This is a genomic window from Streptomyces sp. NPDC090077 (assembly GCF_044747545.1).
Lineage (GTDB): Bacteria > Actinomycetota > Actinomycetes > Streptomycetales > Streptomycetaceae > Streptomyces.
In genome coordinates, this window is sequence record NZ_JBIVEG010000009.1 from 138,071 (window position 1) to 162,823 (window position 24,753).

Annotated in this window: 24 protein-coding genes; 16 read left to right on the forward strand and 8 right to left on the reverse strand. The window is 71.9% G+C overall.

Going from position 1 to position 24,753, the window contains the following annotated elements; all coding sequences use genetic code 11:
- Positions 1-101 precede the first annotated feature (101 nt).
- Positions 102-1,568, forward strand: coding sequence for an aminopeptidase P family protein (locus ACIPW5_RS17660; RefSeq protein WP_401245578.1), 1,467 nt, complete (start codon positions 102-104; stop codon positions 1,566-1,568).
- Positions 1,569-1,628: 60 nt separating this feature from the next.
- Here ACIPW5_RS17660 and ACIPW5_RS17665 read toward each other — a convergent pair whose 3' ends face one another.
- The gene (locus ACIPW5_RS17665) at positions 1,629-2,132 is read right to left on the reverse strand and encodes an ATP-binding protein (protein WP_401245580.1); all 504 of its coding nucleotides are present in this window, start codon (positions 2,130-2,132) and stop codon (positions 1,629-1,631) included.
- Between the two features lie 338 nt (positions 2,133-2,470).
- On the opposite strand from ACIPW5_RS17665, the gene ACIPW5_RS17670 reads away from it, so the two are divergent.
- From ACIPW5_RS17670 to ACIPW5_RS17710, 9 genes are all read left to right on the forward strand, one after another.
- Entirely contained in the window at positions 2,471-3,286 is an 816-nt protein-coding gene (locus tag ACIPW5_RS17670; protein ID WP_401245581.1) for a hypothetical protein, read from the forward strand.
- A gap of 110 nt (positions 3,287-3,396) precedes the next feature.
- Positions 3,397-4,155, forward strand: a complete 759-nt coding sequence (locus ACIPW5_RS17675) for a YcnI family protein (RefSeq protein WP_401245583.1) — start codon at positions 3,397-3,399, stop codon at positions 4,153-4,155.
- A gap of 78 nt (positions 4,156-4,233) precedes the next feature.
- Complete coding sequence (locus tag ACIPW5_RS17680) at positions 4,234-4,887, forward strand: SCO family protein (protein WP_401245585.1); 654 nt, start codon at positions 4,234-4,236, stop codon at positions 4,885-4,887.
- Complete coding sequence (locus ACIPW5_RS17685) at positions 4,884-5,354, forward strand: copper chaperone PCu(A)C (RefSeq protein WP_401245587.1); 471 nt, start codon at positions 4,884-4,886, stop codon at positions 5,352-5,354. Before ACIPW5_RS17680 ends, ACIPW5_RS17685 begins: the two co-directional genes overlap by 4 nt.
- 22 nt (positions 5,355-5,376) lie before the next feature.
- Positions 5,377-7,365, forward strand: coding sequence for a copper resistance protein CopC (locus ACIPW5_RS17690; RefSeq protein ID WP_401245589.1), 1,989 nt, complete (start codon positions 5,377-5,379; stop codon positions 7,363-7,365).
- Positions 7,366-7,370: 5 nt separating this feature from the next.
- Positions 7,371-8,654, forward strand: coding sequence for an iron uptake transporter deferrochelatase/peroxidase subunit (efeB, locus tag ACIPW5_RS17695; RefSeq protein ID WP_401245591.1), 1,284 nt, complete (start codon positions 7,371-7,373; stop codon positions 8,652-8,654).
- A 42-nt stretch (positions 8,655-8,696) separates the two neighbouring features.
- The gene (gene pheA, locus ACIPW5_RS17700) at positions 8,697-9,632 is read left to right on the forward strand and encodes a prephenate dehydratase (protein WP_401245593.1); all 936 of its coding nucleotides are present in this window, start codon (positions 8,697-8,699) and stop codon (positions 9,630-9,632) included.
- A gap of 560 nt (positions 9,633-10,192) precedes the next feature.
- Positions 10,193-11,470: a serine--tRNA ligase gene (gene serS, locus ACIPW5_RS17705; protein WP_401245595.1), complete on the forward strand. Its 1,278-nt coding sequence runs from the start codon at positions 10,193-10,195 to the stop codon at positions 11,468-11,470.
- Positions 11,467-12,279: an HAD family hydrolase gene (locus tag ACIPW5_RS17710; RefSeq protein ID WP_401245597.1), complete on the forward strand. Its 813-nt coding sequence runs from the start codon at positions 11,467-11,469 to the stop codon at positions 12,277-12,279. Before serS ends, ACIPW5_RS17710 begins: the two co-directional genes overlap by 4 nt.
- Before the next feature lie 146 nt (positions 12,280-12,425).
- Here the strand turns inward: ACIPW5_RS17710 and ACIPW5_RS17715 are convergent, their stop codons facing one another.
- Positions 12,426-12,977, reverse strand: coding sequence for a hypothetical protein (locus ACIPW5_RS17715; protein WP_401245599.1), 552 nt, complete (start codon positions 12,975-12,977; stop codon positions 12,426-12,428).
- A gap of 164 nt (positions 12,978-13,141) precedes the next feature.
- Between ACIPW5_RS17715 and ACIPW5_RS17720 the strand changes: the two genes are divergently transcribed.
- Both ACIPW5_RS17720 and ACIPW5_RS17725 read left to right on the forward strand, forming a co-directional pair.
- Complete coding sequence (locus ACIPW5_RS17720; protein ID WP_401245601.1) at positions 13,142-14,131, forward strand: sensor histidine kinase; 990 nt, start codon at positions 13,142-13,144, stop codon at positions 14,129-14,131.
- A gap of 10 nt (positions 14,132-14,141) precedes the next feature.
- Positions 14,142-14,786 carry a response regulator gene (locus ACIPW5_RS17725; protein ID WP_401245603.1) on the forward strand — a complete coding sequence of 215 codons (645 nt, stop codon included), beginning with the start codon at positions 14,142-14,144 and terminating at the stop codon, positions 14,784-14,786.
- A gap of 44 nt (positions 14,787-14,830) precedes the next feature.
- Here ACIPW5_RS17725 and ACIPW5_RS17730 read toward each other — a convergent pair whose 3' ends face one another.
- The 5 genes from ACIPW5_RS17730 to ACIPW5_RS17750 form a co-directional block, all read right to left on the reverse strand.
- A complete protein-coding gene (locus ACIPW5_RS17730) occupies positions 14,831-15,502 on the reverse strand; it encodes a rhomboid-like protein (protein ID WP_401245605.1) in 672 nt (223 codons plus the stop codon).
- Positions 15,503-15,585: 83 nt separating this feature from the next.
- Positions 15,586-16,305: an ABC transporter permease gene (locus ACIPW5_RS17735; protein WP_401245607.1), complete on the reverse strand. Its 720-nt coding sequence runs from the start codon at positions 16,303-16,305 to the stop codon at positions 15,586-15,588.
- Positions 16,306-16,319: 14 nt separating this feature from the next.
- Entirely contained in the window at positions 16,320-17,231 is a 912-nt protein-coding gene (locus ACIPW5_RS17740; protein WP_401245609.1) for an ABC transporter ATP-binding protein, read from the reverse strand.
- Positions 17,228-18,115, reverse strand: coding sequence for an ABC transporter permease subunit (locus tag ACIPW5_RS17745; RefSeq protein WP_401245610.1), 888 nt, complete (start codon positions 18,113-18,115; stop codon positions 17,228-17,230). The genes ACIPW5_RS17740 and ACIPW5_RS17745 overlap by 4 nt, the downstream gene beginning before the upstream one ends.
- Positions 18,105-19,094 (reverse strand): ABC transporter ATP-binding protein, encoded by a 990-nt coding sequence (locus ACIPW5_RS17750; protein WP_401245612.1) that lies wholly within the window; start codon positions 19,092-19,094, stop codon positions 18,105-18,107. The genes ACIPW5_RS17745 and ACIPW5_RS17750 overlap by 11 nt, the downstream gene beginning before the upstream one ends.
- Positions 19,095-19,306: 212 nt before the next feature.
- Here ACIPW5_RS17750 and ACIPW5_RS17755 point away from each other — a divergent pair, with 212 nt between their 5' ends.
- From ACIPW5_RS17755 to ACIPW5_RS17765, 3 genes are all read left to right on the forward strand, one after another.
- Positions 19,307-20,176, forward strand: coding sequence for a M24 family metallopeptidase (locus ACIPW5_RS17755; RefSeq protein ID WP_401245614.1), 870 nt, complete (start codon positions 19,307-19,309; stop codon positions 20,174-20,176).
- Between the two features lie 5 nt (positions 20,177-20,181).
- The gene (locus tag ACIPW5_RS17760; RefSeq protein WP_401245813.1) at positions 20,182-21,954 is read left to right on the forward strand and encodes an SDR family oxidoreductase; all 1,773 of its coding nucleotides are present in this window, start codon (positions 20,182-20,184) and stop codon (positions 21,952-21,954) included.
- 171 nt (positions 21,955-22,125) lie between these two features.
- Positions 22,126-23,040 carry a MerR family transcriptional regulator gene (locus ACIPW5_RS17765; RefSeq protein WP_401245616.1) on the forward strand — a complete coding sequence of 305 codons (915 nt, stop codon included), beginning with the start codon at positions 22,126-22,128 and terminating at the stop codon, positions 23,038-23,040.
- A 115-nt stretch (positions 23,041-23,155) separates the two neighbouring features.
- On the opposite strand, the gene ACIPW5_RS17770 is transcribed toward ACIPW5_RS17765, so the two are convergent.
- Entirely contained in the window at positions 23,156-23,941 is a 786-nt protein-coding gene (locus ACIPW5_RS17770) for an aquaporin (protein WP_401245618.1), read from the reverse strand.
- 134 nt (positions 23,942-24,075) lie between these two features.
- Here ACIPW5_RS17770 and ACIPW5_RS17775 point away from each other — a divergent pair, with 134 nt between their 5' ends.
- Positions 24,076-24,615, forward strand: a complete 540-nt coding sequence (locus ACIPW5_RS17775; protein ID WP_401245620.1) for an RNA 2'-phosphotransferase — start codon at positions 24,076-24,078, stop codon at positions 24,613-24,615.
- The last annotated feature ends 138 nt before the right edge of the window (positions 24,616-24,753 follow it).

A 24,753-nucleotide genomic window follows, 5' to 3' on the forward strand; every position in this document is an offset into this window, starting at 1 on the left:
GACTTGTATGTCACAAGTCGAACCGGGAGCCTTCCGCTCGCACATACGATGGACGGGGTCCGCACCCGGTCCTTGCATGTCGTAGCAGCTGAGGAGAAGACGTGGCTGACGAGCTCACCCCGGAGACCCCGGAAGAAGAGCAGCCCCAGAAGAAGCACAAGCAGCGCAAGAACGGGCTGTACCCGGGCGTCAGCGACGAACTCGCGGAGAGCATGCGCACCGGCTGGGCCGACACCGAGCTGCACGGCCTGGAGCCCGTCGCCCAGGCCGGCCACACCGCCGACCGCCGCGCCGCGCTGTCCGCGCGCTTCCCCGGCGAGCGCCTGGTCGTCCCGGCGGGCCGCCTGAAGACCCGCTCGAACGACACCGAGTACCCCTTCCGCGCCTCCACCGAGTACGCGTACCTCACCGGCGACCAGACGGAGAACGGCGTCCTGGTCCTGGAGCCCACCGGGGAGACCGGCCACCAGGCCACCGTCTACCTGCTGCCCCGCTCCGACCGCGAGAACGGCGAGTTCTGGCTGTCCGGCCAGGGCGAGCTCTGGGTCGGCCGCCGGCACTCCCTCGCCGAGGCCGAGCAGCTCCTGGGCATCCCCGCGAAGGACGTGCGCGAGCTCCCCGAGGCCCTCACCGAGGCCACCGGCCCGGTGCGCGTCGTCCGCGCCCACGACTCCGTCATCGAGTCCGCCCTCACCGACAAGGTGACCAAGGAGCGCGACGAGGAGCTGCGCGTCTACCTCTCCGAGGCCCGCGCGGTGAAGGACGCCTTCGAGATCGGCGAGCTGCAGAAGGCCGTCGACTCCACCGTCCGCGGCTTCGAGGACGTGGTGAAGGTCCTCGACAGGGCCGAGGCCACCTCCGAGCGCTACATCGAGGGCACCTTCTTCCTGCGCGCCCGCGTCGAGGGCAACGACGTCGGCTACGGCACCATCGCCGCGGCCGGCTCCCACGCCTGCACCCTGCACTGGGTCCGCAACGACGGCGCGGTCCGCTCCGGCGACCTGCTGCTGCTCGACGCCGGCGTGGAGACCGACTCCCTCTACACCGCCGACGTCACGCGCACGCTGCCGATCAACGGCACGTACACCGACATCCAGCGCAAGATCTACGACGCGGTGTACGAGTCCCAGGAAGCCGGCATCGCCGCCGTCAAGCCCGGTGCGAAGTTCCGCGACTTCCACGACGCCTCGCAGCACGTCCTGGCGGAGAAGCTCGTCGAGTGGGGGCTGCTGGAGGGCCCGGTCGAGCGCGTCCTGGAGCTCGGCCTCCAGCGCCGCTGGACCCTGCACGGCACCGGCCACATGCTCGGCATGGACGTCCACGACTGCGCCGCCGCGCGCACCGAGGCGTACGTCGACGGCACGCTGGAGCCCGGCATGTGCCTGACGGTCGAGCCCGGTCTGTACTTCCAGGCCGACGACCTGACCGTGCCGGAGGAGTACCGCGGCATCGGCGTCCGGATCGAGGACGACATCCTCGTCACCGAGGACGGCAACCGGAACCTGTCGGCCGGGCTGCCCCGCACCTCGGTCGAGGTAGAGGCGTGGATGGCGCGGCTGAAGGGCTGACGCCGGCGCTCGGGCGTACGGGTGGGCGGGAACCGCATGCGGTTCCCGCCCACCGTCGTCCTACGACACCTTCAGCAGCGCGTCGTCACGCCACTTCAGCATCTTGTCGAAGCTCACCACGGCACCGCGGCCCGGCCGGTTGCGGAAGCGGACGTGGTCGGAGAGCTGCTCGATCAGGTGCAGGCCCCGGCCGCTCTCGGCGAGGCAGGAGCCGGCGGATCTGGGGCGGGCCACCGTCGAGGGCGGGAATCCGGGACCCGAGTCGGACACCTCGATGCGGCAGCGGTCACCGTCCAGATAGGCCGTGACGCGGTACTCCTCGGTGCCGTCCGGGGTGCCGCGGGCGGGGCTCCCGCCGGGGCCTTCGCCGGACTCCGCGCCGGGCCGGCCGACGCGGCCGCCGTGCTCGACCGCGTTCGCGCACGCCTCGCTCAGCGCGACCGACAGGTCGTGGCAGATGTCCGGGTCCACCCCCGCGGTCTCCATCGTCCCCAGCAGCAGCCGCCGGGCGAGCGGCACGCTCGCGGCTTCGCGCCTCAAGTGGAGAGACCACCAGATGCTCATACGGGTACCTATTGCCGCCCGCACCGGGCCGTAAGCCCCCGGCGGCCGGCACGGCCCTCATTCGGCCGATGTGCGTTTCCGGGGCGGCGGTGTATGCGGGGGCACGGGGCCGTCGGCGGATCCCGGCCGGACCGGGTGCTCCGCCGCTGGCCGGGGCCCGGCCGGTACGGCGTACGGAGCCGACGGCGGGGCCGGTCGCGGGCCGACGGCGGGCCGGTCGCGGGCCGACGACGGGCCGGCCCGGTGCGGACCGGTCGCCGGCCGGCGACCGGAACCCAAGGGTCCCTCCAGCACCTGCCGTAGGCAGGGCCTAAGCGCAGTGCGATGATGTCCCGGCCATGACTGCCACCCACACGACACGCGCCGGAGCAGGTCTCCGGATGACCCGGGCCGCGGTGTTCACCGCGGTCTGCGTCGTGCTGTCCGCAGCCGGCCACGCCGTGGCCTCCTGCTCGACCGTGCCGTGGTGGGCCCTGGCCCTGGCCTTCGTCGCCGTCTTCGCGGTCGCGGCCCCCCTCGCGGGACGCCGTCGGCCGCTGCCCGGCATCGCCGCCGGACTGGCCGTCGGACAGCTCGGGCTGCACACGCTGTTCGGCCTCGGCCAGCACGGTGCCGCGGCCGCCCAGGCACCGGCCGACGGCGCGGACGCCTCGCTGGCGGCGCTCGCCGCCCGGCTGGTCTGCGGGGGCAACTCCGTGCCGCTGAGCGCGTCCGACGCCCGGCAGATCCTGGAGGCCGCCGGACTGGACCCGGCCGCCGTGGCCGCCCAGGCCGCCGCTCAGGGCCACATGGCCCACGCCCACCTGGCGGGGGGCGCCGCGGCACCGGCGACCGGCCTGTTCACCCCGGCCATGCTGATCGGCCACCTGCTGGCCGCGCTCGCCGCCGGCTGGCTGCTGGCCCGGGGCGACGCCGCGCTGTTCCGGCTCGTCGAGCTGTCCCGGCTCACCGCCGAAGCCGACCCCGTACGTCCGCTGCGCGCCGCGCTGGCCTTCGTACGCGCCCTCACGGCCGGGCTCCCCGGCGCACCCGCGCGCGGTCCCCGGGCCCGCCGGAGCGCTGCCGCGCCCGCCGCCTCGACGGGCCGGGACGCACTGCAGCACACCGTGGTCCGGCGCGGGCCGCCGACGGCGCCGTTCGTCCTCGCAGCCTGACGCGGCACCCCACTCCCCGGAACACCCGGTGGGAACACCGGTGCCGCGACCTCCGCGCGCGCCCGCGTGCGGAGCCGACGCCACCCCTGCTTCCGTGGAGTGTTCCTGTCATGAAGACCTCTCGCGTCTCCCTCGCCGCCGCCCTCGCCGCCGCCCTCGCCGCCGGCTCCGTCCTCGCCCTGTCCGGCACCGCCTTCGCGCACGTCAGCGTGCAGCCGGCCGACGAGGCCGCCAAGGGCGGCTACGCGACGATCAACTTCAAGGTCCCGAACGAGCGCGACAACGCCTCGACCACCCAGATCGAGGTCAACTTCCCGGCCGACCAGCCGCTCACGTCCGTCATGCCGCAGGAGCTCCCCGGCTGGACGTCCACCGTCGAGAAGACCAAGCTCGACAAGCCGCTGACCGTGCACGGCAAGCAGATCAACGAGGTCGTCACCAAGGTGACCTGGACCGGCGGAAAGATCGAGCCCGGCAAGTTCCAGCAGTTCCCGGTCTCCGTCGGCAAGCTCCCCGAGAACGCCGACAAGATGGTCTTCAAGGCGATCCAGACGTACGACAACAACGAGGTCGTCCGCTGGATCGAGGAGCCCAAGGACGGCGCCCCGGAGCCGCAGACCCCGGCGCCCGTGCTGAAGCTGACCGCCGCCAAGGGCGGGGACGACCACGGCGCCGCCGCCAAGCCGGCCGCCGACGGGGCCAAGAGCGGCGACAAGAACGACAAGGGCGAGGAGAAGGGCGGGCACGACGAGGCCGCCAAGAGCGCCTCCGACACCACCGCCCGCACCCTCGGCATCGTGGGCATCGTCGTCGGCCTCGCCGGCGTCGCCTTCGGCATCACCTCGCGCCGCCGCGCCGCCGGCAACTGACGCGCCGGGCCCCGGCCCGACGCTCCACCGTCGTACGCACGACATCCGCACCATCCCCGATCCCAGGGACATTTCCTCATGCGCACCACACGTGTGACGGTCGCCGCCCTCGCGGTGGCGACCGCGCTCGCCCTCACCGCCTGTGGCGGAGAGACGGCCAAGAACACCGGTTCGGTCACGCAGATCACGGGCCAGAAGAAGGCCGGATCCGCGACCGTGCTCGACCGCCCCTTCGACAAGCCGGAGCTCGTCCTCACGGACACCACCGGCAAGCCGTGGAACCTGCGCGAGCAGACCAAGGGCCGGCCGACGCTCATCTACTTCGGCTACACCAACTGCCCCGACGTGTGCCCCCTGACGATGAGCAACATCGCCGTCGCCAAGAAGGCACTCCCCAAGGCGGACCAGGACAAGCTCCAGGTCGTCTTCGTCACCACGGACCCGGAGCGGGACACCCCCGACTCCCTCGGCGCGTGGCTCAGGGCCCAGGACCCGTCCTTCACCGGACTGACCGGGGACTTCGCCACCATCCAGGCCGCCGCCCGATCTCTCGGCATCGGTATCGAGGCCCCCAAGAAGGAGGCCGACGGCACCGTCGTCTCCATGCACGGGGCCCAGGTCATCGCGTTCTCGCCCAAGACCGACGAGGGCTACGTCCTCTACGGCGAGGGCACGACCGTCGACGACTACACCAAGGACCTGCCGAAGATCATCAAGGGAGAGAACCCGTGAACGCCCGCACCACCCGCACCATCGCCGCCGCCCTCTCCCTGACGGCAGCGCTCGCCATATCCGGCTGCTCCTCCGAGGATGCGGCCAAGCCGGAGATGACGGTCAGCGGGGCCTTCATGCCCCAGCCGGTCAACGACAAGATGGCCGGCGCTTTCATGGTCATCAAGAACGACTCGAAGACCGCCGACAAGCTGCTCTCCGCCACCAGCCCGCTCTCGGACGATCTGCAGATCCACGAGACCAAGGACCAGAAGATGCAGCAGGTCCAGTCGATGGACGTGCCCGCCAACGGTGAGCTCAAGCTCGAGCGCGGCGGCAACCACATCATGTTCATGGGGCTCAAGAGCACGCCCAAGGTCGGCGACAAGATCACGATCGAGCTGCGCTTCGAGAAGGCCGACCCGGTCAAGGTCGAGCTGGACGTCAAGGAACGGACGTACAACGCGCAGAACTCCACCGCCCACTGACGGACCGAGGAACTGACACGCCATGACGGCCACCGCCCCCGCTCCTCCTTCGGCCCGCGTCCGCGCCGCGGCACTCCTGCCGCGCCTCGCGCTGGTTCTCGCAGCCCTGCTGGCGACCCTGTTCACCGCGGCCGCCCCGGCCACGGCACACGCGGCACTCACGGCGAGCGACCCCCAGGACGGGGCGGTGGTCGCCACGGCGCCCGCCCAGGTCACCCTCTCCTTCTCGGAGCAGGTCGCCATGGGCGACGACTCCATCCGCGTCATGGACCCCCAGGGCAAGCGCGTCGACACCGGCGAGCTGAGGGACATGTGCAGCGGATCGATCATCCGCTACGGCACCGCCCTGCACCCGGGCCTGCCCAACGGCACGTACACCGTCGCCTGGCAGGCCGTCTCCGCCGACAGCCACCCGATCTCCGGGGCCTTCACCTTCTCCATCGGCACCCCCTCGGCGACCAGCGTGGCCCTTCCCGACCAGAAGGTGGGCGGCGGCCCGGTCGGCATCGCGTACGGCATCGCCCGCTACGCCGCCTACGCCGGGTTCACCGTCCTCGTCGGCGGCGCCGCATTCATCCTGCTGTGCTGGCGCCGGGGCTCCGCGGAGCGCCCGCTGCAGAAGCTGGTGGTGGGCGGCTGGGTCACCCTCACCGCGGCCACCCTGGCGATGCTGGCGCTGCGCACCCCGTACACGGGGTCGGGGAAGTTCGCCGACGCGTTCGACCTCGACGGGCTCAAGGCCGTCCTGGACACCAAGACCGGCGCCTCCTTCCTCTCCCGGCTGCTCCTGCTCGGTGCGGCCGCACTGTTCATCGCCGTGCTCTTCGGCGCCTACGCCCGCCGTCAGAAGTCCGCGGTGGACGCGGCGGAGGCCGACGGCACCGGGGACCGGGCCGAGGACAAGAAGGAGACGAGCGACCTCGCCTTCGGTCTCGGCATCGGCGGCACGGTCGTGGCCGGCGGCATCGCCGCCACCTGGGCGCTGTCGGAGCACGCTTCCACCGGCATCCAGCCGGCGATCGCGATGCCGGCCGACATCCTGCACCTGCTGGCCATGGCCGCCTGGCTCGGCGGGCTCACCGCGCTGCTGGTCGCCCTGCGCAAGGTGCCGGACATCGAGCGGGAAGCCGTCCGGCGCTTCTCCCGGGTCGCCTTCATCAGCGTCATGGTCCTCGCCGTCACCGGCGTCTACCAGTCCTGGCGCCAGGTCGGCAGCTGGTCCGCCCTCACCGGCACCAGCTACGGCAGGCTGCTGCTCATCAAGGTCGCGCTCGTCGCCGTCCTCATCGCCATCGCCTACCTCTCACGGAGGTGGACCGCCCGGCTCGGGGAGGTCCGGGCCGCGGAGCCGGCGAAGGTGCTCGCGGGAGCCGATGTTTCACGTGAAACATCGGCCGTGGCCGACGGGGACGCCGAAGCCGGTGCCGCCGCCGACCCGAAGCGGGCGGCCCAGCTCGCCCGGCAGCGCGCGGCCCGTGAGAAGGCCGCCGAGACCCGTGTCCGCGATGCCGATCCGGGCCGGGCCGGCCTGCGCCGCTCCGTGCTCGCCGAGGCCGGCGTCGCCGTCGTGCTGCTGGCCGTCACCACCGTCCTGACCAGCACCGAGCCCGGACGTGCGGTGGAGCAGGAGGCCGGCCGGGGCGGAGGGTCCGCCACCGCGGTGCCCAACCGACCGGTCAAGATCACCCTGCCCTTCGACACCGGCGGCCAGAACGGCAAGGGCAACGTGCGGCTGGAGCTCGACCCCGGCCGGGTCGGCGCCAACACCCTCCACCTGTGGGCGGACGGGCCCGACGGCAAGCCCCTCGACCTCCCCGAGGTCAAGATCTCCTTCACCCTGCCGGCCAAGGAGATCGGCCCGCTGCCGCTCGCCCCGGACCGGGCCGCCGCCGGACACTGGACCGCGTCCGGGGTCCAGCTGCCGCTCGCGGGCGAATGGCGCATCGACGTGACCGTGCGCACCTCCGACATCGACCAGACGACCGTCCAGAAGAACGTGAAGATCGGCTGAACAGCGTGACCGACAGCACCGGCAGCAACCCCGACATCGAGATCTCCCGGCGCCGACTGCTGGGCACCGTCGGCGCCGCGGGCGCCGCGGGGCTCGCCCTCGGCGCCACGGGCGGCGCACTCGTGCAGTCAGCGGTCTCCGGCTCCCCGGCCGGCTCCCCCGGAGCCGCCGGGTCCCTCGCCTCCCTCGGCGCCACGAAGGTGGCCTTCCAGGGAGGACACCAGGCCGGCATCACCGACCCGCTCCAGGCCAAGGGCCACGTCCTCGCCTTCGACCTGGCCCCGGGCGCCGGGCGCAAGGAGGCCGCCGCACTGCTGCGCCGCTGGTCCGACACCGCCCGGCGGCTCATGGCCGGTGAGACCGCGCCCACTGCCGACAGCGGGATCGCCCTGGACGCGGGACCCTCCTCCCTCACCCTCACCTTCGGCTTCGGCCACTCCTTCTTCGACCGGACCGGCCTCACCGCCCGGCGCCCGGTGGCCCTCGATCCGCTGCCCGACTTCTCCTCGGACCGGCTCGACGCCCAGCGCAGCAACGGCGACCTGTGGGTCCAGATCGGCGCCGACGACGCGCTCGTCGCCTTCCACGCCCTGCGCGCCGTCCAGAAGGACGCCGGGGAGGCCGCCCGCGTGCGGTGGCAGATGAACGGCTTCAACCGTTCCCCCGGCGCCACCGCCTCGCCCATGACCGCCCGGAACCTGATGGGCCAGGTCGACGGCACCGGGAACCCCAAGCCCAAGGACCCCGACTTCGACAAGCGGATCTTCGTGCCGGACGCCGGTCCCGGACCCGCCGAGCACTCCTGGATGGCCGGGGGCTCCTACGCCGTCGTCCGCCGGATCCGGATGCTGCTCGACGACTGGGACAAGCAGTCCCTCGCCCAGCAGGAGCAGGTCATCGGGCGGACCAAGGCCTCCGGTGCGCCGCTGACCGGCGGCGACGAGAAGACCGCGATGGCGCTGGACAAGCTCGGCCCCGACGGCAAGCCGGTGATCCCGTCCAACGCCCACGCGCGGATCTCCGCCCCGGCGCAGAACGGCGGCGCCGCCATGCTCCGTCGGCCCTTCTCGTTCCACGACGGCATCGGCTCCGACGGCGCCCCCGATGCCGGCCTGCTGTTCATCTGCTGGCAGGCCGACCCGCTGCGCGGGTTCGTCCCGGTCCAGCGCAAGCTCGACCGCGGCGACGCCCTGTCGGAGTTCATCCGGCACGAGTCGAGCGGGTTGTACGCGGTCCCGCCCGGGCCGGGTGCCGGGGAGTACGTGGGGCAGCGCCTGCTCGAAGGGTGAACAGCGCCGCACCGGCGGGTGGCCCGGCATTAGGCTGACCGCATGTCGGCCACCCGCTTCACGTATCTCGGTCCCGAGGGCACTTTCACCGAAGCCGCCCTGCGCACTCTGCCGGAAGCAGCCACCCGGGAGCTCGTCCCGATGGTGTCGGTCCCGGCCGCCCTGGACGCCGTGCGCAACGGCGAGGCCGCGGCGGCGCTGGTGCCGATCGAGAACTCGGTGGAGGGCGGTGTCACGGCCACGCTCGACGAGCTGGCCTCCGGCGAGCCGCTGATGATCTACCGCGAGGTGCTGCTGCCGATCGCGTTCGCGCTGCTGGTGCGGCCCGGGACGAAGCTGTCCGACATCAAGACGGTCACCGGTCATCCCGTCGCCCAGCCGCAGGTGCGCAACTGGCTGCGGACGCACCTGCCCGACGCGGTGTGGGAGTCGGCGGCCTCCAACGCCGACGGTGCCCGGCTGGTGCAGGAGGGCCGCTTCGACGCGGCGTTCGCGGGCGAGTTCGCCGCCGCCACCTACGGGCTGGAGGCTCTGGTCACCGAGATCCACGACGCCCAGAACGCCGAGACCCGCTTCGTGCTCGTCGGCCGGCCGGCCCGGCCGGCCGCGCCCACCGGCGCCGACAAGACCTCCGTCGTCCTGTGGCTCGGCGACGACCACCCCGGTGCGCTGCTGGAGCTCCTCCAGGAGTTCGCCGTCCGCGGGGTGAACCTGATGCTGATCCAGTCCCGACCGACCGGCGAGGGCATCGGCAACTACTGCTTCGCCGTCGACGCCGAGGGGCACATCTCCGACCGCCGGGTCAGCGAGGCGCTGATGGGCCTGAAGCGGACCTGCCCCCAGGTGCGCTTCCTCGGCTCCTATCCGCGTGCGGGCGTCGCACTGAGTGAGGTGCGGACCGCGCGGCCGGGAACCTCCGACGGCGACTTCACCGAGGCCGCCGACTGGCTGACGCGCTGCCTCGACGGCCGGGCGTAGTCCTTCGTCCACTGTCCACAGAGTTATCCACAGGGCGAGATGCCGACCTGGGGACAAGTCGACAGAGCGGTACGACAAGGTCGACATATCGGCCGGGTGGCCCAGGTTTCGCGCTGGGGAGCGCCAGGTGAACGGCGTCACCCCCGCATCACCGATCAACTCTTTGGGGCGAGCCATTCCCACCCGAATGAGTGTGTGAGGGCGGTTTGAACCCTGATCGGCCCGGACCGGTCCCGGATGCCTATTGATCTAATTCGATGTCCACAGATCCGGCGCACAGCCTGTGGATAAGAGGCCTCCGGAAGGAATTCCTGTGGACAAGGGCCTGCCCCCTCCCGCCCTCCGGCCCTGCTCAGACCCTGCACGCCGATCGCCGTTGTGCCCCTTTTCGGAGAAAGGGGACGATTTTATCCACCACCCCTGAGGGGCTGGATCCAGCCATCGAACGACCGCCGGACAAGCCCGGGGCGGGCCATTTCCATTCGCACCAATTGGGACATAGCGACACGCAGCGTGATATCGGTGTGAGCCCGGGAAGCCCAGCCCGGTAGCCTGGAGGGGTGATTGACCTCCGGCTGCTCCGTGAAGACCCTGACCGTGTCCGCGCCTCGCAGCGCGCCCGTGGGGAGGACGTCGAACTCGTCGACGCACTGCTCTCCGCCGACGAGCGCCGCAGGTCCTCCGGCATGCGCTTCGACGAACTGCGCAACGAGCAGAAGTCGCTCGGCAAGCTCATCCCCAAGGCCTCCCCGGAGGAGCGGGCCGAGCTGCTGACCAAGGCCGAGCAGCTCAAGCAGGACGTCAAGGCCGCCGAAGCCGAGCAGAACGAGGCGGACGAAGCCGCCAAGCAGCTCCTGCTCAAGCTCGGCAACATCGTCCACGAGGACGTCCCCGTCGGCGGCGAGGAGGACTTCACCGTCCTGGAGACGCACGGCACGATCCGCGACTTCGGCGCCGAGGGCTTCGAGCCCAAGGACCACCTGGAGCTCGGCGAGTCGCTGGGCGCCATCGACATGGAGCGCGGCGCCAAGGTGTCGGGTTCGCGGTTCTACTACCTCACCGGCGTCGGCGCCCTGCTGGAGCTCGCCCTGGTGAACGCGGCGATCGCGCAGGCCACCGAGGCCGGTTTCATCCCGATGCTGACCCCCGCGCTGGTCCGCCCGCGCGCCATGGAGGGCACCGGCTTCCTCGGCCAGGCCGCGGAGAACGTCTACCACCTGGAGAAGGACGACTACTACCTGGTCGGCACCTCCGAGGTCCCGCTCGCCGCGTACCACATGGACGAGATCATCGACGCCGAGAAGCTGCCCCTGCGGTACGCCGGCTTCTCCCCGTGCTTCCGCCGCGAGGCCGGCACGTACGGCAAGGACACCCGCGGCATCTTCCGCGTCCACCAGTTCGACAAGGTCGAGATGTTCTCGTACGTCGCGCCGGAGGACGCCGAGGCCGAGCACAAGCGCCTCCTGGAGTGGGAGAAGCAGTGGCTCACCAGCCTGGAGCTGCCGTTCCAGGTCATCGACGTCGCGACCGGCGACCTGGGCGCCTCCGCCTCCCGCAAGTTCGACTGCGAGGCCTGGATCCCCACCCAGGGCAAGTACCGCGAGCTGACCTCCGCCTCGAACTGTGACGGCTTCCAGGCCCGCCGCCTGGCGATCCGCTACCGCGACGGCAAGAAGACCGCTCCGCTCTCCACGCTGAACGGCACCCTGTGCGCCGTCCCGCGCACCATCGTCGCCATCCTGGAGAACCACCAGCAGGCCGACGGCTCCGTGCGGGTCCCCCCGGTGCTCCGCCCCTACCTGGGCGGCCGCGAGGTCCTGGAGCCGATCGCCAAGTGAGCCCCGCTCCCTTCCCGTACAAGCTCGTCGCGACGGACCTCGACGGCACGCTGCTGCGTGACGACGACACCGTCTCGGAGCGCACCCGTGAGGCGCTCGTCGCGGCCACCGCGGCGGGCGCGGTGCACATCGTCGTCACCGGCCGGGCCGTGCCCTGGACCCGGCACGTGCTGGACGACCTCGGCTACCGCGGGATCGCGGTGTGCGGGCAGGGCGCCCAGGTCTACGACGCGGGAGCGCACCGGCTGCTGACCTCGGTGACGCTGGACCGGCAGCTCGCCGGTCTGGCGCTGTCGAAGCTCGAGGCCGAGGTGGGCCCGCTGGCGCTGGCCGCCAGCCGTGACGGGGTCGAGGGCGAGGTGCTCTTCGGCCCCGGCTACCAGGTGCAGGAGGGCCTGCCGGCGCTCTACCTGGAGGACACGGCCGAGGTCTGGACGGCCCCGCTGAACAAGCTCTACATCCAGCACCCGAGGCTGGGCGACGACGAGCTCGTCAAGGTGGGCCGGCAGCTCGTGGGCAACCTGGTCGACATCGTCATGGCGGGCCCGGGCATAGTGGAGATCCTTCCGCTGGGCCTGAGCAAGGCCACCGGCCTGTCCCTCGCCGCGCGCAGGCTGAAGGTCAAGGCCGCGGACACGATCGCCTTCGGCGACATGCCCAACGACATCCCCATGTTCGGCTGGGCCGCGCACGGCGTCGCCATGGCCAACGCCCACCCGGAGCTGAAGGCGGTGGCCGACGAGGTGACGACCTCCAACCAGGAGGACGGCATCGCGGTGGTCCTGGAGCGCCTGCTCGGCGCCCTGTAGCAGTCCATCGGGACCGGACGTACGAGAGGTCCGGGACGGCCCGCGCCGCGAGGCGCGCTCGAAGTGGCCGTCCCGGACCTTTTGTTGCTCCCCGCACCACTCACTGTGCCCCGGCCGCACGGGCCGTACCAGCGAATTTCCGCCGGTCAGCCGTGGAGCCTGCGGCGCCGCCAGTAGGCCGCCGTCACGAGGGCCAGGAGCGGCCCCCACAGCAGCAGGGGCGCGTAGCACAGGGTCATGAACCAGTACGCGGCCCCGCTGGGCGCGGTGGGGCTCTGGGTGAAGTTGGCGTTCCACCCGAACGCGGAGAGCACCGTGATCACGGTGACGGCCACGGCGCCGAGCGCCGCGGGAACCACTGCGGCCGGCGGCGGGATGCGGCGGCCGCCCAGCCGGGGGATCCAGCGCGGGACCTCCTCGCCCCACCGCTGCACGAGGCCCAGGGTGAGCAGGCCCAGGCATTCGGCGAAGGTGCTGAGCGCGATGAGGTAGAGCGATCCGATGCCGGGGAAGTTGTCGGCGTGCAGCGCGTCGCCGGCCTTCCAGCCGACGGGGATCCCGACCGCGATCAGTACGCGCCACAGCCCGCTCGGGAGCAGGGTCAGCGCCGCGGCCTTCGCGGCCCGGCGGACCGGGAGGGAGACGCCGGGCACCACGGAGACGGCGGAGGCTGCCGGGACAGGGGCGGTGAGGGTCATGGTTCACGTCCTTTTGCGGAGGCGGCTGGTGGTGCTCCAAGCCTCGTCCGGCAGGGTTCTCGGAACCATCGGCCGAACAGCAGGTTCAGCGCCGTCCCAACGCGAACCCGCCTCTGCCGAACGGCAGATGGAAGACCGCGCCCCCGGTTCGTAGGGTCTGCGGCATGACCGTCGATCCGCGCGCCCTGTACGCCCCGGCACTGGCCGGTGTCTCCGTGCTGTCCCTCGGCGGATCCTTCGCCCGGGCGCCCGGGGCGTGGACCCTGGCGGGGGTGGCTCTGCTGCTGCCCCTGCTGGCGCTCGTGGCCCGGTGGTCGGCCGTGCGGCCCGGGTCCGTGGCCGGCGCCCTGGGCGTCGCGGCGGTCTCGCTCTGGCCGGTACCGCTGCTGTGGGCGGACGGGGCGTCGTGGCTGGAGTGCAGCGGGGCCGCCGCGTTCTGGTCGGCGCCCGCCCTCGCGGCGCTGGCCCTCGGCGGCCACCTGCGCCGGCAGGAGGGCCGGACCCGGCGTGCCGTACGGGACGCCCGGCGCGGCCAGCAGCTCGAACTGGCCCGCGATCTGCACGACTTCGTCGCGCACGACGTGAGCGCCATCGTGGTGCAGGCCCAGGCGGCCCGGTTCGTCGCCGGGAACGACCCCCGTCAGGCGGTGCTCGCCCTGGAGCGCATCGAGGCGGCCGGCCTGAGCGCGCTGGCCTCGATGGACCGGACGGTGCACGCGCTGCGCGCGGCGGGCGGCGGCTCCGCCACAGCGGCACCCGGGCTCGCGGAACTGCCGGACCTGGTGGCCCGGTTCGAAGGCGGGGTCCTGGAGGCCGAGCAACAGGCCCTGGCCGCCCTCTCGCGCGAGGCGGACACCACGGCGTACCGGGTCGCGGTGGAGGCGCTGACGAACGTACGCCGCCACGCGCCCGGAGCGGCCTCGGTACGGGTCGGCGTCAGCCGGGCCGCTGCGGGGATCGAGCTGAGCGTGGCGAACACCGCGCCGCCGCGCGGGCCGCGGGGCCTCCTCGGCCGTCGGCGCGGCGGGACGGGGCTCGCGGGCCTGCGGGAGCGGGTGGAAGCGGCGGACGGCACCTTCGCGGCGGGGCCCGACGGGAGCGGCGGATGGCGGGTTTCTGCGGTCTTCCCGTCGGCCGGCGCCCTTCAGGGGTGATCATGGCAGCGTGACCACGAGCATCCTGATAGCCGATGACCAAGAGGACATCCGCAGCGGCTTCCGGCTGATCCTCGACTCCCAGCCGGACATGACCGTGGTGGGGGAGGCCGCCGACGGGGAGCGCGCCGTGGAGCTGGCCCGGCGGCTGCGCCCCGACGTGGTGCTCGCCGACATCCGCATGCCGCGCCTGGACGGGCTGGAGGTGACCCGGCTGCTGTCCCCGCAGACCCGGGTCGTGGTGGTGACCACCTTCGACCAGGACGACTACGTCCACGCCGCGCTGCGCAACGGGGCCTGCGGCTTCCTGCTGAAGCGGTCGGGCCCGACGCTGCTGATCGAAGGGGTGCGGGCGGCGATGGCCGGCGACACCCTGATCAGCCCTCAGATCACCGTCCGGCTGCTGAGCCGGCTGTCGGGTCCCGGGACCACGGCGGCTCCCGTGCCGGCCGGACAGGTGCTGACGGCGCGCGAGCGGGAGATCGTACGGTTGGTGGCGCGGGGGCGTACGAACGCCGAGATCGGGGCGGAGCTGTTCATCAGCGCCGGTACCGCGAAGACGCACATCGCGAACGTGCAGGCCAAACTGGGGGCCCGGAACCGGGTGGGGATCGCCGCGTGGGCCTGGGAACACGGAGTGGTCGGCCCCGAGTAGGGGCTGCTGGAGGGCCCGGCCCGTGTTTCACGTGAAACAACGGGTCAGGCTCGTGTTTCACGTGAAACATCGGCCGTCGGCCCGTGTCCGTGCGGATCTCGGTGCAGGGTCAGCGGCCAGGCGAGAAGCCCGACGGCGAGTGAGATGGCGTGCCCGAGGTCGGTGAAGGAGCCGTCGGTGAGCAGGGGCAGTCCGAAGAAGGCGACCACGCCGAGGAGGTAGAACCATCTCCAGGGGTGCGGGAGCCGGTAGGTCAGCACGCCGATGGAGGCCGCGAGCCCGTAGCTGACGCCGATGTCGACCACGTGGGTCATGCTGTGCGGCGCCCGGTGGTCCTGGATGGCCATCAGGAGCACCTTCTGGCTGAGCAGGGTGGCGACCACGTGCGCGGTCGCGACGATCAGGAGCCAGCGCAGGGTGCCGAGCCAGCGTTCCACGGGGGCGTGGAAGAACTCGAAGAGCACGGCGTAGAGGGCGAGCGAGGCCGGGTTCTCGATCCAGAAGGCGCTGCTGAGCAGGGCCCGGACGGGGTACTTGACCAGCTGGTGGATGTTGCTGCTGTTGCGGTGGAGCAGCACGTGGTCGAGCCGGTCCGGGGCGATCGCGACGACGAGGCTGGTGACGGCGACGATCAGCAGCCATATGTGCGTGCCGGGCGAGGAGCGTATCCAGGACCGCAAGGGCCTGGACGGCTCAGGCTCGGGATGCTGGATCATGCACCGATGATGCCCCGCAAAACTGTGCCCCGCCTGGCCGGTGGGCCGGGCGGGGCACGGTCGTGGACGCTGCCGCCGGAGTCCTACTCCTCGCCGGCGAGGGTGAGGCGGCGCAGCTTCTGGCCCGCGTACACGGTGGCGCCGACGGTGACCGCGAGGAGCAGGACCACCGCGGTGGGCAGGCCGACGCTGGCGTCGACGTACCCCTGTCCCGCGACCTTCTCGGCCAGTGCCAGGGCCCACTGCTGGACGCTGAGCGTCTTGGCTCCGGAGACCAGGCTGCCGAAGAGGGACTCCCAGATGAGGGCGTAGACCAGGCCGAAGACGACCGCGTGCCGGCTGACGGTGCCCAGCAGCAGGAACAGGGCGCTGTAGGCGATCGAGGCGACGAGGGCGGCCACGGTGTAGGCGACGGCGATCTGCTGGCCGTTGCCGTTGAGGATGAAGCCCGCGATCAGGGTGGGGATGGCGGAGAAGGCCATCGTGACCGCGATCGCGACGATCAGCTTGGTCATGATGATCGTCGGCCGCTTCACCGGCTTGGAGAGCAGGTAGACGATCGAGCCGTCGTCGATCTCGGGGCCGATGGCGCCGGTGCCGGCGATGACCCCGATCAGCGGGACCATCGTCGCGAGGGCGAAGCCGCCGAGGAGGTCGGCCGCCACCTTGTCGTCCACACCGGTGAAGAAGCGGACGGCGAGGGCGATGACGATCAGCAGCGCGGGGAGCGCGAAGAGGATCAGGGCGCGGCGCCGGCCGAGCAGGGCCCGGTAGGTGAGCCGGGCGACGGTGGGGTTGTACATGGGTGCCAGCTCCTTCAGGCCGCGACGAGGTAGGAGAAGACCGACTCGAGGGACTCGTCGGAGGGGGAGACCGTCAGCAGGCGGATGCCGTGGTCGCGGGCGACGCGCGGCAGCAGCTCGGTGAACCGCCCGAAGTCGACGGCCTGGATGCGCAGCGCGCCTTCCTGGAGGTCGACCTCGATGCCGGCCGTGGACGGGTCGGCGATCAGGGCCGCGGCGAGCGCCCGGTCGTCGGAGGAGCGGACGAGGTAGCGGTGCGGGCGGTCCGTCATCAGGCGGCGGATCTTGCGGAAGTCGCCCGATGCGGCGTGCCGGCCGGCGACGACCACCTCGATGTGGGAGGCGAGCTGTTCGACCTCCTCCAGGATGTGGGAGGAGAACAGGACGGTGCGGCCCTCGTCGCCCATCCGCCGCAGCAGGTCCATGAGCTGCATGCGCTGACGCGGGTCCATGCCGTTGAACGGCTCGTCGAGGAGGAGCACGGACGGCTCGTGGACGAGGGCGGAGGCCATCTTCACGCGCTGGCGCATGCCCTTGGAGTACGTGGCGATCTTGCGGTCCTGGGCGTACTCCATCTCGACCGTGGCGAGCGCCCGCTGGGCCGCCGCGTCGTCGAGCCCGTGGAGTTCGGCGTTGGCCACGACGAACTCCCGGCCGGTGAGGAAGTCGTACATCGCCTCGCGCTCGGGCACGACGCCGATCTGCCGGTAGACCTGCTCGTTGCGCCAGATCGGCGCTCCGTCGAGGGTGACGGTGCCCGTGGAGGGGGCGAGGAAGCCGCCCATCATGTTGATGAGGGTGGACTTGCCCGCGCCGTTGGGGCCGAGGAGTCCGGTGACGCCGGGACCGATGCGCATGGTCACGTCGTTGACGGCGACGACGTTCCCGAACCAGCGGGAGGTGTGGTCGATGTCGATGATGGTCACAGCCCGGCCTTCCGGTAGCGGGCCATCAGGGCGGCGTAGGAGCCGACGATGAGGCCGAGTACGACGAGCAGGTACACCACTCCGGTGGCGGCGGAGGGGCCCTCGCCGCCGGGGAAGGCGGAGGTCGCGCCGAGGAAGGCGGTCTGCACCCCGTCGATCAGGGAGATCGGGGAGAAGAGGCCCATCCACTCGATGGCCCCGGTGTTCCCGGTGGAGTACGCGACGGCCTGGACGGTCGAGACGGCTCCGTAGGGGATGAGCAGCAGGGCGATGACGGCGGCCACGCCGAAGCCGCGGCGCGGGGTGAGCGCGGCCATGACGAGGCCGAGGCCGGCGAAGAGGAGCGACAGCAGCAGTACCGACACGAGCCCCTGCCCGAATCCCTTGGTCTGGTGACCGAAGTCGAACTTGGCCAGCAGCGAGCCGATCCACATGATCAGCAGCGGCGTGGCGGTGAGGATGAAGAGGGCCGAGGCCATGGCGGCGTACTTCGCCAGCACGTAGTCGACCCGCTCGATGGGCCGCGAGAAGTACAGCGGCACCGTCTTGAAGCGCAGGTCGCGCGAGACCGACTGGGGCGCCTGCGAGGCGAGGTAGAGGCCGATGATCACCTGCGTGGTCAGGGCGTACGTCGTGTACTTGATCGGCAGGTCGCTGGAGCCGGGGACGGCGATGGCCACCGCGACGATGATCAGCGCGGGGATGCACATCACCGCGAAGAGGATCATCGGCAGCACCTTGGACTTGGCGGAGCGGCCGAGCCCGTACGCGCCCCGCAGGGACTGCGAGAACAGCGAGGTACGGGCGTAGCCGCGGCCGAGCCGGGGCCCGTCGTAGGACCGGTAGCCGATGTTGTGGATCTGGGTCGAGGTCTCAGGCGCCATCGGGGCCGGCTCCCTTCGGGTGGGCGGGGGACGAGGACCGGTCGCTGTCGCGGAAGACCTCGGCGATGTGGTGGCGACGCTGCTCCATGCGGACCAGGCCGAGACCGAGGTCGGCGACGGTGTCACGGACGGTGTCGTACGTCTCCTCGCCCGTGGCCTCGACGAGGAGGATGTGGCCGGCGCCGGGCAGGCCCTGCTCCTCGCCCGCGTGCAGGGTGATGCCCGCGGCGGTGAGCGCCTTGCGCAGGGCGGCGGTGCCGTCCGGGTACGCGTCGGAGTCGGTGACCTCGACCGCGAGGGTGGCCGTGGTCTGGGTGAAGTCGCTGGTGGAGCTGGAGCGCAGCAGCTTGCCGCCGTCGACGACGACCACGTGGTCGCAGGTCCGCTCCAGCTCGCCGAGGAGGTGCGAGGTGACCAGGACCGAGATGCCGAAGTCGGTGTAGACGCGGCGGATCAGGCCGAGCATCTCGTCGCGGCCGACCGGGTCGAGGCCGTTGGTCGGCTCGTCGAGGAGGACCAGCTGCGGGTCGTGGACCAGCGCCTGGGCGAGCTTGACCCGCTGCTTCATGCCGGTGGAGTAGCCGCCGATGGGGCGGTAGCGCTCCTCGTACAGTCCGACGTGGCGCAGGGTGTCGGCGGTGCGCTCGCGGGCGGCGGTCGGCGGGAGGCCGGACATGCGCGCCATGTGGACGACGAACTCGGTGGCGGAGACGTCCGGCGGCAGGGCGTCGTGTTCGGGCATGTAGCCGACCCGTTCGCGGATGGCGCTGCCGTGCGTGGCGACGTCCAGTCCGAGCACGGCGGCACGGCCCTCGGTGGCGGGGGACAGTCCGAGCAGGATCTTGATCAGCGTGGACTTGCCGGCTCCGTTGGCGCCCACGAGGCCGGTCACGCCGGGCCCGATGTCCAGGGAGAGCCGGTCGAGGGCGGTCACTCGGGGGTACCGCTTGCTCAGGCTTTCGGTCGCGATGACAGTCACGGCTCCGACGTTAGTGCCGCGGGGGCCGCCGATCGTCAGACCTGGAGCGGGATCCGGTATCCGCCTTGAGGACTACGGACCCTGACGGAAGGCTGATGCGGCCGAAGTTTGTCCACAGGTCCGTGCAGGGGCCTTGACGCCACCTCCGCCCATTGTCACATTCATCAGTGGCAGGTTTCGGGAGCGTTGGGCGACAGGGACGGACGGCCGGCATGACTGGGGACACCAAGCAGCGCACCGCGCACGACTCCGGGCAGCTCTCCGCCGGGCTGCGCGGCTTCAGGGAGGTCCAGCGGCTCGCGTACGAGTGCGCGGAGACCGTGGCGGCGCAGCTGCGTCCGGGAGTGACCGAGCGCGAGGCGGCGCGGATGCAGCGCGACTGGCTGCGTGAGCGCGGGGTGCAGGACTGGTTCCACCTGCCCTTCGCCTGGTTCGGGGACCGTACCGCCTTCGCGAACTTCAAGATCCCCCTCCAGTTCTTCCCCACCTCGCGGCGGCTGGAGCCGGGGATGCCGTTCATCCTCGACATGGCACCGGTGTACCGGGGATACGCGGCCGACATCGGCTACTCCGGCAGCCTCGGCCTCAACCCGGTGCAGGACCGGCTGATGTCGGACCTGCGGCCGCACCGGGAGCTGATCCTGGAGCAGGTGCGCGAGCGCCGGCCCTTGCGGGAGATCTACGAGAACGTCGAGCGGCTGATGACGCGGCAGGGGTACGCCAACCGTCACCGGGCCTACCCCTTCGGGGTCATCGCGCACAAGATAGACCGGGTCAAGGAGCACCGCTGGTCCCCGACCGCGTTCGGCTTCGGCATCCAGTCCCTCCGGGGGCTGGCGTCCGACGCCCTGCACGGGCACCGGGAGGGCTGGTCTCCGCTGTGGAGTCCGTACCACTTCTCCGACCACCCGCCGCAGCCCGGTCTGTGGGCGGTGGAGCCGCACCTGGGCTTCCGGGGCACCGGTGCGAAGTTCGAGGAGATCCTGGTTGTCACCGACTCCCGGGACCCCGAGGAGAGCGCGTTCTGGCTGGACGACGACCTGCCGCACGTGCGGCGCTGGGCTGAGGAGAAGGCGGCATGAGCGGGATGAGGGGCACGGCTCTGGAGGGTGCGCGCGAGCGCCGGGTGAGCACGGGCGGGATCGAGCTGTGCGTCGTCGAGCTCGGTGACGCGGCCCGGCCGACGGTGCTGCTGGTGCACGGGTACCCGGACAGCAAGGAGGTCTGGTCGGAGGTCGCCGAGCGGCTCGCGGACCGCTTCCACGTGGTGCTCTACGACGTGCGCGGCCACGGGCGCTCCTCGGCTCCGGTGCCGCTGCGCGGGGGCTTCACCCTGGAGAAGCTGACCGACGACTTCCTCGCCGTGGCGGACGCGGTCAGTCCGGACCGTCCGGTCCACCTGGTCGGCCACGACTGGGGCTCCGTGCAGGGCTGGGAGTTCGCGACGGTCGCCCGTACCGAGGGGCGGATCGCCTCCTTCACCTCGATGTCGGGGCCTTCCCTCGACCACTTCGGGCACTGGATCAAGCAGCGGATGAGGAGGCCCTCCCCGCGCCGGACCGCCCAGCTACTGGGCCAGGGCGTCCGGTCCTGGTACGTGGGCATGCTGCACACCCCGGTGCTGCCGGAGCTGGCCTGGCGCGGGCCGCTCGGCAAGCACTGGCCGAAGCTCATCGAGCGCAGCGAGGGGATCCCGGCGGGCAGTTATCCGACGGCCTCGCTGTCCTCCGACGCGGCCCACGGCGCCTGGCTCTACCGGGACAACGTGCGGGCCCGGATGAGCCGCCCCCGCTCCGACGCGTACGCGCACGTGCCGGTGCAGCTGATCGTCCCGACCGGGGACGCCTTCCTCTCCGAGCGGCTCTACGACGACGTGGAGCGCTGGGCGCCGGGGCTGGTGCGGCGGACCCTGCCCGCCAAGCACTGGATCCCGCGGACCCGGCCGGACCAGGTGGCGGCGTGGATCGCGGACTTCGTCACGGCTCGCGAGGAGCCGGCCGCGCGGGCGCCGGAGCAGCGGGCCCCGGGGAAGTACGCGGACCGGTTCGGGGGGCAGCTGGTCTTGGTCACCGGTGCCGCCAGCGGGATCGGACGGGCCACCGCCTTCGCGTTCGCCGAGGCCGGGGCGCGGGTCGTGGCGGTGGACCGGGACGGCGAGGGCGCGGCGCGCACGGCCGAGATGGCACGGCTCGTCGGCGCCCAGGAAGCCTGGGGCGAATGCGTCGACGTCAGTGACGAGCAGGCGATGGAGAAGCTCGCGGCGAAGGTCGCCGCCGAGTACGGGATCGTCGACGTACTGGTCAACAACGCGGGGATCGGCCTGTCGGGCCCGTTCCTGGAGACCGGTTCCGAGGACTGGAAGAAGGTCCTGGACGTCAACCTGTGGGGGGTCGTCCACGGCTGCCGGATCTTCGGGAAGCAGATGGCCGAGCGCGGGCAGGGCGGCCACATCGTCAACACCGCCTCCGCGGCCGCCTACCTGCCCTCGCGGACGCTGCCCGCGTACAGCACCTCCAAGGCCGCGGTCCTGATGCTGAGCGAGTGCCTGCGCGCGGAGCTGGCGTCCAGGTCGATCGGGGTCTCGGCGATCTGCCCGGGCATCGTCAACACCAACATCACGGCCACCTCCCGGTTCGCCGGGGTGGACGCGGCCGAGGAGAAGCGCCGCCAGGAGCGCTCCTCGCGGCTGTACGGACTGCGCAACTTCCCCCCGGAGAAGGTCGCGGACGCGATCCTGCTGGCCGTGGTGAAGAACCGGGCCGTGGTCCCGGTGACGCCCGAGTCCAAGGCCGCCCTGTGGATGTCCCGCTTCGCGCCGAACGCGCTGCGCCGGATCGCCCGGCTGGAGCCCCGGCTGTGATGCCGTGCGACGGCATGCGCGGCACGGCCATACCCCGCTCCTGCCCGCGGTCGTACCATCCCTCGCAGGAGGGCTCGCTGCTCAAGGCGGTCGAGTACCTGGCGGCGTGTCCTGCCGCCCGGACCGCGGCGGGCGCGGTCGGCCGAGCCGCCATGTCGTAGGGAGCCGGGATTGTCCGATCAGGCGGTAGCCGAGTACCGGATCGAGGATCTGGCCCATCACAGCGGGGCGACGGTGCGCACGATCCGGGCGTACCAGGACCGCGGCCTGCTGCCGAAGCCGGAGCGGCGGGGCCGGTCCAACGTCTACCGGGACACGCACCTGGCACGGCTGCGCCAGATCGCCGACCTGCTGGACCGCGGCTACACCCTGGCCTCAATCAAGGAGCTGCTGGAGGCCTGGGACGCGGGGCGGGGGCTGGGCGGCGTGCTCGGTCTGGTCGCCGAGGTGCACGGGCCCTGGACCGACGAGGAGGCCGACCGGATCAGCCGGGAGGACCTCAACGCGCGGTTCGGCGGCCTGCCCGACGACGACGCGGTGGACGAGGCCTGTGAGCTGGGGGTGCTGGAGCGGATCCCCGGCCGCCCGGACGAGTTCCTCGTGCCCTCGCCCCAGGAGCTGGCCGTCGCGGCCGAGCTGTACGCGGCGGGGGTTCCCCTCGGGGCGATCACGGGGCACCTGCGGGAACTGCGCGGGCAGGTGGAGCACATCGCCTCGCGCTTCCTGGAGTTCACCACCGAGCACGTCTTCGCCCGCTACCTCGGGCAGGTACCGCCGACCGACGCGGACGCGGCCGAGGCGGCGACGATGGTGCGCAGACTGCGGCCCCTGGCGCAGCAGACGGTCGACGCCGAGCTCGCCCGGGCGATGAGGCTGTTCGCGACCCGGCACCTCCAGCGCCATCTGGGTGCGACCGGTGCGGCGCAGCCGACGGGTCCCGCCCCGGTGGCCCTGCCCGCCGGGACGGTGCGGGCGGTGCAGGAACTGGTGGGGCCGGAGCACGTCGCGGAGTTCGTCCGGGCCGCGACGGAGCGGGAGCTCCAGGCCCGGACGATGAACGATCTGGCCAGCCGGGGCGGCCGGTAATGCTCGATCGGTAGTCCACAGGGAGACCCGGGGGCGAATCACCCAGATGTCTCCGAAACCCGCCGAAACATCTGTGGACAACTCCCTTTCTCCTGTGGGCAACAGGGGTGACCGTCTAGACGATGGCCTCGAACGCCGAGTCCGTGCGGGGGATACCGGCCACTTCGGTCCCCTTCTCCGAGTGCCCGGGGCGCGGCTCTCCGGTGTCGCCCGCACGGCGCTCGCGGCCGTAGAGGAGCGCGGCCAGCGCGAGCCCGAGGATGCCTCCGAGCAGCTGCGCCGCGACGAAGCCGGGCAGCGACTGCGGGGCGATACCGGTGAAGGAGTCGCTGAAGGCCCGTCCGATGGTGCCGGCCGGGTTGGCGAAGGAGCCCGACGAGGTGAACCAGATCGCGGCGGCGATGTACGCGGCGACCGCGGCCGGGATCAGCCGGGGCCGGCCTATGCGGCCGAGGCCCTGGATGACCAGGACCAGTCCGGCGGTGGCGATGATCTCGCCGATCAGCAGGTGGCCCCCGTCGCGGACCTGGGTGGAGAAGGTCCCAGGGGTGCGGCCGAACATCGTCTCCGCCAGTACGGCGCCGCCGATGGCGCCGGCGGTCTGGGCGGCGGCGTACGCGAAGGCCTCACGTGCGTCGAGTCCCTCGCCGCCGGTGCGCCGGGCCCACCAGGCGGTGAGGGTGACGACCGGGTTGAGGTGGGCTCCGGAGAGGGGGCCGAACAGGGTGATGATCAGGCCGAGGCCGATCGCGGAGGCGAACGAGTTGGCGACGAGGGCGACACCGGTGTCGCGGCTGAGGTTCGCGGCCTGGATGCCCGAGCCGATCACCACCACGAGCAGGCCTGCGGTGCCGATGAGCTCGGCAGCCGCACGCCGAAGCAGTGAAGCCTTATTTGTCATAGTTTCTCCCTCTGGATACGTCGTGATGCGGAAAATGTATTCCGTATCTTGGAAAAGCGATAGAGGGACCTCCCGCTCGTCCGAGGGGTGGAAAATCGCTGCCGCGGGCCCCCGCGAGCCGTCAAGCTGGGGACATGGATGACCGACGCACCGTGAAGGTGTCCAAATACGTCTCGAAACACCTGCGGCACCAGCCGGAACGGATCGGACTGGTGCTCGACGCCCAGGGCTGGGTGGAGATCGACGATCTCCTGCGGGCCGCCGCGGAACACGGATTCCCTTTCAGCCGGGCCGAACTCGACCACGTGGTCGCCGCCAATGACAAGCAGCGGTTCGCCGTCGACGGCGCCCGTATCCGCGCCAGCCAGGGGCACACCGTCGCGGTGGACCTGGGCCTGCCGGCGGCCGAACCGCCCGCGTACCTCTACCACGGCACCGTGGCCGCCGCCCTCGACGCGATCCGCGCCGAGGGACTGCGCCCCATGGCCCGCCACCACGTACACCTGTCGCCCGACCGCGAGACGGCGACCCGGGTGGGCGCCCGCCGGGGCAAGCCGGTGGTCCTCGCCGTGGACGCCGGGGCGATGCACGCGGCCGGACACGTGTTCCGCGTCAGCGCCAACGGGGTGTGGCTGGCGGACGCGGTACCGCCGGAATTCCTCCGCTTCCGCTGACCGGCCGGGGAGCACCGGCCGACGCGGAATTCACGGAGTGATTGTCGGATCGTCCACCTACTCTGTTCTCGTTCCGGGATCAGTGAGGGGGGTACCTCGCGATCGCCGACCGACCACGCGAGCAAGCGAGCTGATGCC

Coding starts and splice junctions, on each gene's coding strand:
- ACIPW5_RS17665 (WP_401245580.1), bottom strand. CDS start 2,132: ATGAGCATCTGGTGGTCTCTCCACTTGAGGCGCGAAGCCGCGAGCGTG.
- ACIPW5_RS17670 (WP_401245581.1), top strand. CDS start 2,471: ATGACTGCCACCCACACGACACGCGCCGGAGCAGGTCTCCGGATGACC.
- ACIPW5_RS17675 (WP_401245583.1), top strand. CDS start 3,397: ATGAAGACCTCTCGCGTCTCCCTCGCCGCCGCCCTCGCCGCCGCCCTC.
- ACIPW5_RS17680 (WP_401245585.1), top strand. CDS start 4,234: ATGCGCACCACACGTGTGACGGTCGCCGCCCTCGCGGTGGCGACCGCG.
- ACIPW5_RS17690 (WP_401245589.1), top strand. CDS start 5,377: ATGACGGCCACCGCCCCCGCTCCTCCTTCGGCCCGCGTCCGCGCCGCG.
- pheA (WP_401245593.1), top strand. CDS start 8,697: ATGTCGGCCACCCGCTTCACGTATCTCGGTCCCGAGGGCACTTTCACC.
- ACIPW5_RS17715 (WP_401245599.1), bottom strand. CDS start 12,977: ATGACCCTCACCGCCCCTGTCCCGGCAGCCTCCGCCGTCTCCGTGGTG.
- ACIPW5_RS17720 (WP_401245601.1), top strand. CDS start 13,142: ATGACCGTCGATCCGCGCGCCCTGTACGCCCCGGCACTGGCCGGTGTC.
- ACIPW5_RS17730 (WP_401245605.1), bottom strand. CDS start 15,502: ATGATCCAGCATCCCGAGCCTGAGCCGTCCAGGCCCTTGCGGTCCTGG.
- ACIPW5_RS17735 (WP_401245607.1), bottom strand. CDS start 16,305: ATGTACAACCCCACCGTCGCCCGGCTCACCTACCGGGCCCTGCTCGGC.
- ACIPW5_RS17745 (WP_401245610.1), bottom strand. CDS start 18,115: ATGGCGCCTGAGACCTCGACCCAGATCCACAACATCGGCTACCGGTCC.
- ACIPW5_RS17755 (WP_401245614.1), top strand. CDS start 19,307: ATGACTGGGGACACCAAGCAGCGCACCGCGCACGACTCCGGGCAGCTC.
- ACIPW5_RS17760 (WP_401245813.1), top strand. CDS start 20,182: ATGAGGGGCACGGCTCTGGAGGGTGCGCGCGAGCGCCGGGTGAGCACG.
- ACIPW5_RS17770 (WP_401245618.1), bottom strand. CDS start 23,941: ATGACAAATAAGGCTTCACTGCTTCGGCGTGCGGCTGCCGAGCTCATC.
- ACIPW5_RS17775 (WP_401245620.1), top strand. CDS start 24,076: ATGGATGACCGACGCACCGTGAAGGTGTCCAAATACGTCTCGAAACAC.